Source organism: Terriglobus roseus DSM 18391 (assembly GCF_000265425.1).
Taxonomy (GTDB): domain Bacteria; phylum Acidobacteriota; class Terriglobia; order Terriglobales; family Acidobacteriaceae; genus Terriglobus; species Terriglobus roseus.
Genome location: NC_018014.1, coordinates 3,132,712 through 3,145,620, shown reverse-complemented (window position 1 = coordinate 3,145,620; position 12,909 = coordinate 3,132,712). Strand labels below are relative to the sequence as shown.

The following is a 12,909-nucleotide window of genomic DNA, read 5'->3' as shown; positions in this document are numbered from 1 at the left end:
AGGCATGATGGCTTCTTACGATGTGCTTACTGACGCTACTCACTGCATCCAACGACCTATGATCCCGCTGCTTTCAAGGGCCCGATGACGAATTCGATTCAGAACGCGCATACCTGCACCACCTTCGTCCTGACGATGGTCGCGGCACTCTCGTTGTACGCAACGCCACTCAAGGCACAGTCGGTGCCCGAGGCGCCTGCAGTCGAGAAGACCGCGACCGCACCGACTCCCAGACCAGGCTTCGTTGGGCGGTGGATCGACTTTTATCGAACGGACTGGAAGGGAACGGCAGTCAGTGGTCCTGCAGCGCCACGCCGCAGTGTTCCGTCGCCGCTCAACTCGCCGCCGTTCCCAAGCGCGGACTGGTCTTATGGTGGTTCGCCCACGATTGGTGAGTCAGACGGCAACGTTTACCCGCTGCAGACGGCGATCAACGGCGCGACAGGCCGCACCAAGGTCTATGGATGGATTGAGCCGACGGCGAATCTCTCCACCTCACGCGACCGTAACTATCCGCAGACGAATGCCATCTACTCCAATCGTGTGGAGCTTGGACAGGCAGTTGTCTACGTAGAGCGGTTGCCTGACACGGTACAGCGAGATCACATCGACTGGGGTTTCCATGTGACGGGCTTCTTTGGCACCGACTATCGCTCCACGACGAACAAGGGTTACTTCAGCCAACAGTTGTTGAAGAACAATCGGCAGTACGGCTTCGATCCGGTGCTTGAGTACGTCGACGTCTACTTTCCACACGTCGCGCACGGCATGAATATCCGCGCTGGTCGCTATATTTCGATTCCGGGCATTGAAGCGCAGCTGACGCCGAACAACTACATGTTCAGCCACTCACTGCTCTACGCGGTTGATCCCTTTACGGACACCGGCATTCTCGCGACTATTCAGTTGAATGATCGATGGACGGTGCAGGCCGGGCTGTCTGCCAGTCATGATGTCGCGCCGTGGACACCTGATGCCAAGCCGGCATTTACAGGTTGTGTGAGTTATACGACGACCAGCGTCAATGACAATTTCTACGTCTGCGCGAACGGCATTAACGACGGCAAGTATGCCTTTAACAATCTTCAGATGTACGACGCCACCTGGTATCACAAGTTTGGCAGCACCTGGCACATGGCAACGGAGGTGTACTCCATGTCACAGAGAGACGTGCCAAGCGTGAACGGCTCGATCGTTCCGGAGAAGGGAACAAACGGCGCCAATTGCAGGCCGGGGCTGCAGACCTGTTTTGCCCCGGAATGGGCTGCCGTTCACTACCTGAACAAGCAACTCTCGCCGCACGATTTCGTCTCCTTGCGCACCGACTTTTTGAACGACAAGAAGGGGCAGCGCACGGGGTACGCGACCCGTTACAGCGAAGAGACACTGATGCTGAGCCATTGGGTGGGAACCACGGTGCAGGTGCGTCCAGAGATACGCTTCGACCACGCGTGGGATCGGCGAGCCTACGATAACGGCACACGTACCAACCAGTTCACCGTGACGACCGATCTAATCTTTCACTTCTAGAGCGGGGCGTAAATTACGCGGGATTTAAGCGTAGATATTCAGTCAACCTTAATGCTTATTGCATTAGGCTCGCTCCATGCGGACTGGATGCATCTGGTGGATGTTGCTGTGCGCCATGAGCGCGCCCTGTCAGACCGCTACTTCTGCTCCGATAGCAACGCCAGCGGCCCAGACTTCTGCTTTGTCACTTGAGCAGGCAATCACCATGGTGCAGGCGAATGAGCCACAGTACGCCGCTGCCGTCGCAGAACGCGGTGCGCTGGCTCTCGAGCGTACCAACGCAAAGACAGCCTTGCTGCCGACGGTCACGTATCACAATCAGGCGGTCTACACGCAGCCCAACGGTGTGGCCGCAAGTAGGATCGGTCAGGTCACCGGCGATGCTTCGCCCCTCTTCATCGCGAACAACGCCATCCGCGAGTATGCCAGCCAGGGCGTAGTCGATGAGCGTATTGGCCTTGGCCAGATCGCAGCAATACGCTCTGCAACTGCCAGCGCACTGCGTGCGGAGGCCGAAGCGGAGGTCGCTCGCCGTGGCCTTGTGGTGGCGGTGACAAATCTCTTCTACGGCTCACAGGGCGCCGGGCAAAAGGCCACCGTAGCCGCTGAGGCTTTGAACGAAGCCAACCACTTTCTCGACATCACGCAGAAGCGCGAACAGGCCCGCGAAGTTGCGCACGCTGACGTTCTGAAGGCGCAGCTTCAACAGCAGCAACGTGAGCGAGATCTGGCCGACGCGAAGCTGGCCGCCACCAAAGCGCGGCTTGAACTAGGCGTGCTGCTGTACCCGGACCCATCCACGCCGTACACGCTCGACATCCCGGCGATCCCACCACCGTTGCCGGACCGACCCGGCATCGACAGTCTGGCGAAGCAGAATAATCCGGAGATCCGCAGCGCAATTGCCGGTCTGCAGGTGGCGCAGGCAGATACGTTTGCGTCGAAGGCAGCGCTCACGCCGGATCTCGCGCTCAATTACACCTACGGCATCGACGCGACAAACTTTGGCGTGAACGGTCCCGACGGTATCCGCAATCTTGGTTACGCGATGAGCGCAACGCTGGATATTCCCGTATGGGATTGGCTCGCAACGGAACGCAGGATCAGGGCAAGCAAGCTACGCGCCGGAGCTGCCCGTGTCGTCCTCACCGCAGCACAACGTCGTTTACTTGCGAACCTGGAAGAGTTCTACGCCGAGGCCGACCTGGCCGCGCAACAACTGCGCTCGCTCGATGCCAGCGTGATCACGGCACGCGAGAGCCTTCGCCTGACGAACCTTCGCTACGTCGATGGCGAAAGCACCGCGCTGGAAGTGGTGGACGCACAAGCCGCCGTCATCAATGCGGAGACAGCACAGGTTGACGGGCAACTGCGCTATCAACTGGCACGCGCGCAACTGCAAACCCTGACGGGAAGGCTCCCATGAACGTTGAACGTAGCTCCCGCAAGAACTTTGTTGCTCTGCTGTCACTGGCGCTGATTGCGACCACCGCTTGCAAGAGCAAGGATCAGGAGGCCGAGGCACCCGTCGTCACGGTGCAGGCTGCACATCCAACGACCGGTTCTATTTCGGAGGAGATCGCGGCTGACGCGATCCTTGCGCCACTCTCCCAAGCAGCGATCGCGCCCCGCATCAGCGCGCCCATCCTGCATGAGTACGTAGAGCGTGGCCAGCGCGTGAAGCAGGGCCAGTTACTTGTCGCGTTGGATGATCGCGACCTGCGAGGTGCTGCTGCGGATAGCCGCGGTTCAGTCACCACCGCGAACGCTGCGCTGACCACCGCTGTAAACGCCTCCATCCCAGAGGATGTGAAAAAGGCAGAGGTCGATGTCATGCAGGCGAAGGCTGCGCGCGACGTTGCCAAGCGGACTGCGGACGAACGCAGGAAGTTGTTTCAAGAGGGAGCTCTGTCGGGACGCGATGCGGACACCGCCTACGCGACCGCCGTGCAGGCAGAGGCTACGTACGACATTGCCGTAAGACATTTGGATAGTGTGATGTCGACGACGCGCGCAACGTCCAAGCAGACTGCCGAGGGACAGCTTACGTCGGCCCGCGGCAAGTTACTTAGTGCCGAGGCGCAGGTGAGTTACGCGCAGTTGCGGAGTCCGATCAGCGGTGTCGTCACGGATCGACCATTGTTCCCCGGGGAAACAGCACAGTCAGGCACAACCGTGGTCACCGTGATGGACACGTCATCGCTCCTTGCAAAGCTGCATCTGGCGCAACCCAGCGCTCAGAAGCTGCACGTGGGCGACAAGGCTGAGGTCAAGATTCCCGGCGTGGACGATCCGCTCGAAGGAACGGTTTCATTTCTGAGTCCCGCTCTGGATACGGGATCCACGACTGTCGAAGTTTGGGTCAGGGTCAGCAATACGAGCGGCACACTGAAGGTAGGCACTCCCGTTCATGCGACGCTGACCGGAACGACCGTCAACAACGCACTCCAGATTCCTCTCGCAGCCATCGTTCCTGCTGCCGACGGCAGCACGGCTGTCGTCGTGATCGGCGCGGATGGTGCTGCGCACAAGAAGCCGGTGAAGGTCGGCATCCGCACGCCAGAGAGCGTGCAGATACTGTCGGGGTTGTCACCCACCGATAACGTCATCACGGAAGGCGGCTACGGTCTGGATGATGGCACAAAGGTGAAGGTCGGCAAGCCCGGCGAAGCGGACGACGACAAACCCGCCGCAGGCAAGGCAGCCGAGGGCAAGGACTGATGGCTGCCGCACGCGAGTCGGATCAGTACTGGCTGGCGCGGTCGGTGCGTACTGTGTTATTCCTCGCGGTCGTGCTGACGATCGCGGGAATCTATGCGTTCTTTCGCACGCCCATCGCCGTATTTCCGGAGACAAACTTTCCGCGCGTAGTGATCGGCGTGGACAACGGCGTCATGCCGGTCGGGCAGATGCAGGTCACTATCACCAAGCCGATTGAAGACGCTGTGAACAGCGTTCCCGGCCTGATGACGGTGCGTTCCACAACGAGCCGTGGATCTGCAGAGGTCAGTCTCTTCTTTGATTGGTCCGTCGACATGTTTCGCACGCTGCAGCTTGTCGACTCAGCACTCAGCAAAGTGCAGCAGACGTTGCCGACTACGGCGAAGCTCACGACGAACCGCCTGACCTTCGCGACCTTTCCCATCCTTGGTTACTCGCTGACATCGAATACGCTGTCGCAGTCGCAGCTATGGGAGCTGGCGCAGTACACGCTGAAGCCGCCGCTCAATAGGGTGAGCGGTGTCAGTACGGTCACCATTCAAGGCGGACAGGTGCCGGAGTTTCACGTAGTTCCGAACATGGCGAAGCTGCAGGCCGCGGGCGTCACGATCCTGGACCTGACCAACGCGATCCAGACGTCGAACATCATTGACTCGCCGGGACTGTATCAGCAGGATCACCAACTGATCCTCGCTCTGGTAGGAGCGCAAGCGCATGATATCGATGGTCTGAAGCAGCTCTCTGTAAAGACCACGAGCAGTGGCGCGCCGGTGCGCATTGGCGATGTTGCGGACGTCATTCAAGCGACCATGCCTGTTTACACGGCGGTCACTGCGGACGACCAGCCGGCGGTGCTCCTGAACATTACACGCCAGCCCAGCAGTAACACGGTTGCAGTGGCCGACGGTGTTGGCGCTGTGGTTGCAGATTTAACGACGAAGCTGCCTAAGGGCGTTCTTCTCAAGCCTTATTACGATCAATCGCAGATCGTTCGCGAGAGTATCAGTAGTGTGCGTGACGCGATCCTCATCGGTCTCGTACTCGCCTGCATCATCCTCTATTTGTTCCTGCGGGACTGGCGGTCATCGCTTATCGCAGGACTCGTGATCCCCGTTACTGTTGCTGCGACGGTGCTTGCGCTCTGGTTGATCGGCGAGAGTTTCAACCTGATGACGCTGGGTGGTCTTGCCGCTGCGATCGGTCTTGTTATCGACGATGCGATCGTTGTTGTCGAAAACATTGTTCTCCATCGAGATAGCGGACAGTCGCGCCTGGATGCTGTGCGGCTCGCACTGAAAGAGATTGCAGTGCCGCTGATCGGTTCGACGATCACGCCGGTCGTGGTGTTTCTGCCACTGGTTGCAGTTACCGGAGTTACGGGTAGCTTCTTTCGCGCACTTGCGACGACCATGACGGTGTCACTGCTGACATCGTTGGTACTCGCAGTCAGCTTTACGCCGGGCCTTGCGCTGCTGCTGTTGAAGCATGCACCGGATGGCGATAGCGCTCCTCATCAAAGCGAACCGGGCAAGGTGTTGGGGCGTGTGATGCGTTGGCATCATCGTGCTCTGGACTTTTCGTTGGCACGGCCCTGGGCGCTCGTCGGTGTGTGCGCTGTGCTTGTTGTCGGCACGCTGTTGGCATATCGCTCGCTTGGCTCGGACCTGCTGCCGGAGATGGATGAGGGCGGCTTCATCATCGACTACATCATGCCTGCGGGCAGTTCGCTACAGTCCACGAGCGATGTACTGGCGCGCGTCGAACAGATTCTGAAAAAGACACCTGAGGTGGAAAGTGTCAGTCGCCGCACGGGTCTGCAGATGGGACTCGCTGCTGTGACCGAAGCCAATACGGGCGACATGACGGTCAAGCTGAAAGGGAAGCGTGACCGCGCGATCGATGAGGTGATCGCGGAGGTTCGCGCGAAGGTGAAGGCGGCCGAGCCGCAGCTCGACACGGAGTATATCCAGGTGTTGCAGGACAACATCAACGATCTCTCCAATGCGCCGGAGCCAATCCAGATCAAGCTCTTCAGCCAGGACTTTGCGCTGCTGAGCGAACTTGCTCCGCGCATCGCGGATGAGATTGGCAAGGTGAAAGGTGTCGTCAGCATCGAGAACGGCATCGACAACACCATTAGTGGGCCGGCCACTAACTTCCAGGTAGACCCGCAGCTGGCTGCACGGCTTGGCTTCACACCGCAGGAGGCCGCGGAGGATGCGACGTCCATTCTGGACGGCGTCACTGTGAACGATCCGGTCATCGCGAATGGGCGTCCTTATACTGTGCGCGTACGGCTTGGCGATGCAACGCGGCGAGACCTGGATACGATTCGTGACACCGTCTTCAACTCGGCATCAGGTCGGACGGCGTCGCTTGGATCATTGGCTGAGATTACGCAGCTGCCGCCGCAGAACGAGATCAAGCGTGAGAATCTGCAGCGCCTGGTGACTGTCACGGCACAGCTTGAGGGCACGGATCTTGGGACGGCCGTGAAGGCTGTTCAGGCGCGGGTGCAGGCGATGCATATCCCGCCGAGCGTGCGCGTGGAATATGGTGGCACCTATGAGGAGCAGCAGAAGTCCTTCGGCGAGCTTGTGCGTGTGTTGCTGCTTGCTCTGATTCTTGTCTTTGGTGTGCTGCTTACAGAGTTCCGGAACTTTGCTGCACCGATCGCTATCCTGTCGTCCTCAGTGCTATCGATTGCAGGTGTTGTGGGAGCATTGCTCGTGACGGGCACTGCCTTCAACGTGGCTTCGTTCATGGGACTCATCATGGTGATTGGTATTGTTGCGAAGAATGGCATCCTGCTGCTGGACGCAGACGAAAGATTTCGCGCGGAGGGTATGTCCGCGCTTGATGCGATGAAGATGTCTGCGCAGCGGCGGTTGAGGCCCATTCTGATGACGGCACTCGCCGCTGTGACGGGTATGCTGCCACTTGCGTTGGCAATCGGCGCGGGCTCGCAGATGCTACAGCCGCTTGCCATTGCTGTGATCGGCGGCATTGCCATCTCCATGCTACTTAGCCTCATCGTCACGCCGCTGATTTACTACGGACTCACGCGGTCCTCGCACGATGACGCCATCACGGCTTAGTACTGCAAACAAGAAGAGGAGGAGGCTCGTGCGAGCCTCCTCCTCTTTGTCTTATGCGAGAAACTACTTGCCCACGACAAGCACTGTGGCAGTGTCCGGTAGAACGGAAGGCCTCTTCGATCCGGCGGCCGGTGCGCCGTACTCCGCTGTCATCAGGTAGATCCTGTTGGTCGCAGCGTCGTAGGCCATCGTGCGTGCTCCCTTCTTCGTCGCCAGCGTCTGCACGGTCTTGTAGCCATGCGCAGCGTCGACGACGGAGAGAGTTCCGGTCTCTCCATTCGAAGAAAATGCGAGCTGATTCTTTGCGTCGTATCCGGCAGCATCCGGTCCCGCGCCGATCGACGCCAGCGCAATCTGCTTGCCGGTTTTGGCGTCGGTCACAGCCATCTTGTCTCCGTCGCATACGGAGAAAAGATGGCCATGCGTCGTGTCCATGGCCATGCCGGACGGCGATTCACAACCCGGCAGCGACCATGTCTCTACGGCCTTTTTCGCTGACGCATCCAGCTTGACGATGCTGTTCTTGTCCTCGATGTTCACGAAGACGGCACCCTTGCCATCGACCTGCGGAAACTCAGGCTTGCCCGGCAGCGCGATGGTCGCGAGGACCGTCTTCTTCGCAGGATCGATCACCGAGATATTGTTGCTGCGGCCATTGAAGGCCCAGACCGTCTTCGTGGTCGGCTCATACGCAATGCCGTCTGGGTTCGTTCCCGCCGGAATGGTTGCCAGTATTGCGAGCGACGTGCGATCAAAGATGACGACCGCGTTTCCCGCACCATCGCTGATGTAGCCGGTTTTGCCATCCGGATCGAGCGCGATGCCGTGCGTACTCTTCAGTCCCGTCACTGCACCGACGGGCTTGCCCGTTGCGGTATCCACCACTTCGACACGGCTGTTGTGCGTAATGTAAAGCCGGTGGGCTGGGCCATCTGCAAGCAGATAATCCCATCCGCCGGTGCCGCCAATCTTCCACTGGGCCACTACCTTGTACGGAGTCTGGGCCATCGAACTCATCGCAACCAGGCAGCACATTGCTGCCAGAGACGTCGCATATCGCTTCATCGCATCCACCCTGCGGCCATCATGACGGCCGGCACCTCAGTGTCGCGACCACCGCTTAAGCGGTGATGAAGAGAGCCCTTACGCGCGTGCCCTTACCAACGGTGCTGGTGATGTCGATCCTGCCCCCCGCAGACTCTACGATTGACTTGCAGATTGCCAGTCCAAGACCGGTTCCTCCGGAGGCGCGCGATCGTGACGGATCGGCGCGATAGAAACGATCGAAGACATGCGGCAACGCGTGCGCGGGAATACCACTGCCTTCGTCGATTACCTCGATCACCGCATGGCCGTCCTGAAGCTTCGTCGCTACAGTCACCGTTCCTCCTGGCGAACTGTGACGGATGGCGTTTGAAAGGAGATTGGTCAGCAGAGTCTGAACCCGATCCATCGACAGATGCGTTGTCGCATACGCTTCATCTTCTACGACGAGCCGCACACCGTGCGTCTCGGCGATCGACTCCATCGTCGCGCAGGCCTCCCGTGCCGCGTCCGCAAGATCCAGTAAAGGCGCCTTCCCATTCGGAGCCTGCTCGAAGCGAGCCAAATCGAGCATGCTTGCCACTAGCGCCTCGACGCGATCATTGTCCTGCAATAGCTGATCCAACCCAGCGACGTACTCCTGCTCGGTGCGGCGTCGCAGCATCAGCACCTGGACCGCCGACCGCACCACGGCGACGGCTGTCTTCAATTCATGCGCAGCATCGCCCACAAAGCGTTGTTCCTTGGCAAAGGCCTCGCGCAGTTCATCGATCAATGCAGACAGCGTCGTGGCCAGTGGTCGCAACTCATCCACCTGCATCGCACTGTGTGGCGAATCGAACTGCAGGGAAGTGGACGACACGCTCTGCGCCGCCAGTGACAGATCGCGAATCGGTTGCAACGTCTTACGAACGAGCGATGCAGTAACAAAGGCTGCGGCGGCCGACACCAGAACGATCGCAACCAGCAGCCGACCCACCGCCTCAAACACCTCGTGCAGCACATGGTTCTCGGGTGATGCGTACACAATCACTACTGGGCGTCGAAGTCCTATGCCATGGTTCTCTGCGCGGTCGATGATGCGTAACGCGTTCCGCCGAAGCACGTGATACTGCAAACGATCGATCCGGTGTCTGCTGAGACCCATCTCGCCCTGTGCGGGAAGTGCCGGTTCGTGATCGGCAGATCGACCAATCAGCTTGCCGCTCTCCGAGTACACGGCGTAGCGATCCTCGCGCATGATGTCGACTTCGGCGGGGTCAATCGTGATGTTGTCTTCTGGGTCTTCCGCATCCTGGATCGCTCCCAACAGCGAATCCAGGCGTCCCGCGATCTGCTGGTCCAGGGCCCGCAGCCGGGTATTGCGTTCGCTCAGGATCGCGATGACTCCCAACACAAGAGCGAACGTTATCTGTGCAAGCAGCACGATCGCGACCGTCTGGCGCGTGATGGATCGCGACTTCATAGGGGTCTACGACTGGGCAAGACGGTAGCCACGGCCACGGAGTGTTTCAACGACGTCCTCGTCCTTGCTCCCACGCAGCTTCCTTCGCAGATTCGACACATGGACCTCAATGACGTTCGAGTGGTGCTCCCATGTGAAGTCATACAAGTGCTCCAACAGTTCGCGCTTTGAAACGACTATCCGTGGACGGTACATCAGATATTCGAGAATGCGGAACTCGGTTGGCGACAGATCGATCTGCCGCCCCTCCCGCACCACGCTCTGCTCTCCTGTGTGCAATTCGAGCTCGCCAAATCGCAACAACGACTGGCTCGCGCCCTTGCTGCGGCGAATCAGCGCACGGCATCGTGCGATCAACTCGCCCAGGTCGAAGGGCTTGGTCATGAAGTCGTCTGCGCCCGCATCCAGCAGCGAGATCGTTCGATCCGTTTGACTGACAGCGGTCAAGATCAGCACTGGTGTCGCAACCTTCGCTGCTCGCAAATTGGCAACGACCTCATCGCCGCTGCAGCCGGGCAGCATCAGGTCCAGCACGATCAGGTCATAGTCGCCGGCGTTGCAAAACTCCAGCGCCGCTTTCCCATCGTGCGCGATATCCACGGCGTATCCGGGGCCCTCGCGAAGCCCGCGTGCAATATTCTCCGCGAGCCGTACCTCATCTTCGACTACTAATATCCGCACTGTTGCCACCAAAACAATCGGTTTAAGGATCACACGCCGTTCTTTAGGCAGACTTAAGGCTGCGATGAGACGATAGCTGACTCGCCGGAGTAACGGCTATAGGCGCCACGCGATTTTCCCTAAGCAACGCCTCAAAGTTTGAATGACCACGGTGGAGTGTAGCGAATGTCATGGATCGTATGGGCAATGCTTTCGGCCGTCTTCGCCGCCGCCACAGCGCTACTCGCCAAGCTGGGCGTCGCCGGCGTTGATCCCAACCTTGCCACCGCTGTCCGCACAACGGTCGTCGTACTCTTCGCGTGGGTTATTGCTGTCAGCTTCGGTGCGCATGGCGGCATCGCGCACATCGAGCGTCGCAGTTGGATCTTCCTGACGCTGTCGGGCCTGGCGACGGGGCTGTCGTGGATCTGCTACTTCCGCGCGCTGTCGCTTGGTCAGGCTTCGAAGGTGGCGCCGATCGACAAGCTGAGCGTCGTCTTCGTCATTCTGCTTGCCTGGCCGCTGCTTGGAGAGCGCATCACGCTGATGAAGGCCGCTGGCGGGGCTCTGATTACCGTGGGTGCGATCGTCTTAGCCTTCGCCTAGGGCTGGGCGCTAGGTTTGCTGCACCGCAAGGAGTTGGGAGTTCCAGGCGGCCATGCCACCTTCCAGGACGCTGACACTCCCGTCGTGGCTACTTCTCTGAAGAATGCTGGCGGCAACGCTGGCGCGATATCCGCTCCCGCACACCGTGACGATCGGCCCATCCGGCAGGGTCGAGATATGTTGCGGAAGATCGCCAAGTATAACGTGCTGCGCGCCGGGGATATGGCCGCTAGCCCATTCGGCATCACTACGGACATCCAGCACCTGGAGCGAAGAAGTTGACGCCACCTCCTGCACCGACAGCATAGGAGTATGCGACAGGTCCATGCCTGCCGCAGCCCAGGCTGCGAAACCCTTCGCAAGATACCCCTCGATATTGTCCAGCCCGACGCGCACCAGAGCGCGACGCGACGCTTCGTCATCCCCGGCATCGTTCACCAGAACAATCCGGTGATGCGGGTCGATCAGCCATCCTGCCCACATCGACAGGTTCTGGCCGGAGCCGATGTTGATCGCTCCGGGAAGATGTGCGCTACCAAATGCCTCGGGACTACGGATGTCCAGGATCGTGACATCGTCGAGGAGGGAGAGCGCATGCACCGTATCTGCGTTAAGTGCATGATCGCCCGGCAAATGCGATACGTCCCGCGCGCCGTCCGCATTCAACTGCTTCATGCGTGGGTAGTATGTCGGCATTGGGGGGACGGTGCTAAGAATGGTCTCCACGAACTCTGGACGACTGAGTTGAAAGAGGTGGTTCGTCTTGCGCTCGTAACCTAACGTCGACTCAGGACGGTCGCTCATGCCGGATCCGCAAAGCGAGCCGGCGCCGTGGCCAGGGAACAGTTGCACTCCGTCGGGTAACGAGGCGATCCGCTGCTGCAGGCTGACATACAACTCGTTGGCCAACGCAACCTTCGCTTCTTCTCCCAACAGGTCCGGTCGGCCGAGCGAGCCGACAAAAAGAAAGTCGCCGGAGAACAACGCTACGGGCTCGTTCGCGTTCTTCTCTTCGTCGTAGGCGAGAAAGGACAGGTGCTCCGGCGTGTGACCCGGCGTGTGGAGAGCCTGCAGCCTCACCTTTCCAATGTGCACGGATTCACCATCAACCAGGGCGCGATGCGGCATGGCATATTGGTACCGCTCGCCGTGGTCATAGCTGCTTAGGGAAAGCTCGGCTCCTGTCGTGTTTGCCAGCGCAAGCGAACCCGCTGCAAAGTCAGCATGGATGTGCGTCTCCAGCACCTGCACGATCTTGAGATCGTGCAACGCAGCGTAGGTCACATACACTTCGGTGTCGCGCATGGCGTCGATGACGGCGGCCTTACCCTCGGACGAGATCATGTAGGAGTATTGAGCCAGACCGGCCACTTCGAATCGCTTGATCTTCATCGCTTGCTTCCTCTCGTCCCGCTCAGGTCTTCAAACTCCTGCTTGCTTTTTTCCAGCGCAGACTGGCAGACCAGTGCGCAAAGCTTGAAGACCATGGGGTCGCTGATGGCGTAAAAGACTGAGGTTCCCTCGCGCCGACGACTTACCAGTCCTGCATCACTGAGCACCTGCAGATGCTTCGAGACATTCGGTTGATTCCCGTCGAGCGCCGCGACCAGTTCATTCACCGACCGCTCGCCGCCTTCAAGCTCCTGCAGAATTCTGAGCCGGAAGGGCTCTCCGAGTGTACGAAACCTTCTCGCTACAAGGTCCATCATTTTGTCGCTCATCTTTTGCGCGGCCATGGGTTCATAATATCACCACATGAGAATATAGTAGTAGATGTGAGGTAAG

10 protein-coding genes are annotated in these 12,909 nt (G+C 59.4%); 5 read left to right on the top strand and 5 right to left on the bottom strand.

Annotated elements, in window-relative coordinates; genetic code table 11:
- Positions 1 to 84 precede the first annotated feature (84 nt).
- The 4 genes from TERRO_RS12845 (at position 85) to TERRO_RS12830 (ending at position 7,349) form a co-directional block, all read left to right on the top strand.
- The gene (locus TERRO_RS12845) at positions 85 to 1,530 is read left to right on the top strand and encodes an outer membrane beta-barrel protein (RefSeq protein ID WP_014786084.1); all 1,446 of its coding nucleotides are present in this window, start codon (positions 85 to 87) and stop codon (positions 1,528 to 1,530) included.
- A gap of 181 nt (positions 1,531 to 1,711) precedes the next feature.
- Positions 1,712 to 2,956 carry a TolC family protein gene (locus TERRO_RS12840; RefSeq protein ID WP_245536066.1) on the top strand — a complete coding sequence of 415 codons (1,245 nt, stop codon included), beginning with the start codon at positions 1,712 to 1,714 and terminating at the stop codon, positions 2,954 to 2,956.
- Positions 2,953 to 4,251 (top strand): efflux RND transporter periplasmic adaptor subunit, encoded by a 1,299-nt coding sequence (locus TERRO_RS12835; protein WP_014786082.1) that lies wholly within the window; start codon positions 2,953 to 2,955, stop codon positions 4,249 to 4,251. Before TERRO_RS12840 ends, TERRO_RS12835 begins: the two co-directional genes overlap by 4 nt.
- Positions 4,251 to 7,349 (top strand): efflux RND transporter permease subunit, encoded by a 3,099-nt coding sequence (locus TERRO_RS12830; RefSeq protein ID WP_014786179.1) that lies wholly within the window; start codon positions 4,251 to 4,253, stop codon positions 7,347 to 7,349. Before TERRO_RS12835 ends, TERRO_RS12830 begins: the two co-directional genes overlap by 1 nt.
- 63 nt (positions 7,350 to 7,412) lie before the next feature.
- On the opposite strand, the gene TERRO_RS12825 is transcribed toward TERRO_RS12830, so the two are convergent.
- The 3 genes from TERRO_RS12825 to TERRO_RS12815 are packed head-to-tail and all read right to left on the bottom strand — an operon-like array spanning position 7,413 to position 10,539.
- Entirely contained in the window at positions 7,413 to 8,414 is a 1,002-nt protein-coding gene (locus TERRO_RS12825; protein ID WP_014786080.1) for a YncE family protein, read from the bottom strand.
- 55 nt (positions 8,415 to 8,469) lie between these two features.
- Positions 8,470 to 9,858 (bottom strand): sensor histidine kinase, encoded by a 1,389-nt coding sequence (locus TERRO_RS12820; protein ID WP_014786079.1) that lies wholly within the window; start codon positions 9,856 to 9,858, stop codon positions 8,470 to 8,472.
- Positions 9,859 to 9,864: 6 nt separating this feature from the next.
- Positions 9,865 to 10,539 carry a response regulator transcription factor gene (locus TERRO_RS12815; protein ID WP_041592565.1) on the bottom strand — a complete coding sequence of 225 codons (675 nt, stop codon included), beginning with the start codon at positions 10,537 to 10,539 and terminating at the stop codon, positions 9,865 to 9,867.
- 165 nt (positions 10,540 to 10,704) lie between these two features.
- Here TERRO_RS12815 and TERRO_RS12810 point away from each other — a divergent pair, with 165 nt between their 5' ends.
- Entirely contained in the window at positions 10,705 to 11,124 is a 420-nt protein-coding gene (locus tag TERRO_RS12810) for an EamA family transporter (RefSeq protein ID WP_014786077.1), read from the top strand.
- A 9-nt stretch (positions 11,125 to 11,133) separates the two neighbouring features.
- Here TERRO_RS12810 and TERRO_RS12805 read toward each other — a convergent pair whose 3' ends face one another.
- Positions 11,134 to 12,516: an MBL fold metallo-hydrolase gene (locus TERRO_RS12805; protein ID WP_014786076.1), complete on the bottom strand. Its 1,383-nt coding sequence runs from the start codon at positions 12,514 to 12,516 to the stop codon at positions 11,134 to 11,136.
- Positions 12,513 to 12,860 (bottom strand): ArsR/SmtB family transcription factor, encoded by a 348-nt coding sequence (locus TERRO_RS12800; protein WP_014786075.1) that lies wholly within the window; start codon positions 12,858 to 12,860, stop codon positions 12,513 to 12,515. The genes TERRO_RS12805 and TERRO_RS12800 overlap by 4 nt, the downstream gene beginning before the upstream one ends.
- Positions 12,861 to 12,909: the final 49 nt, after the last annotated feature.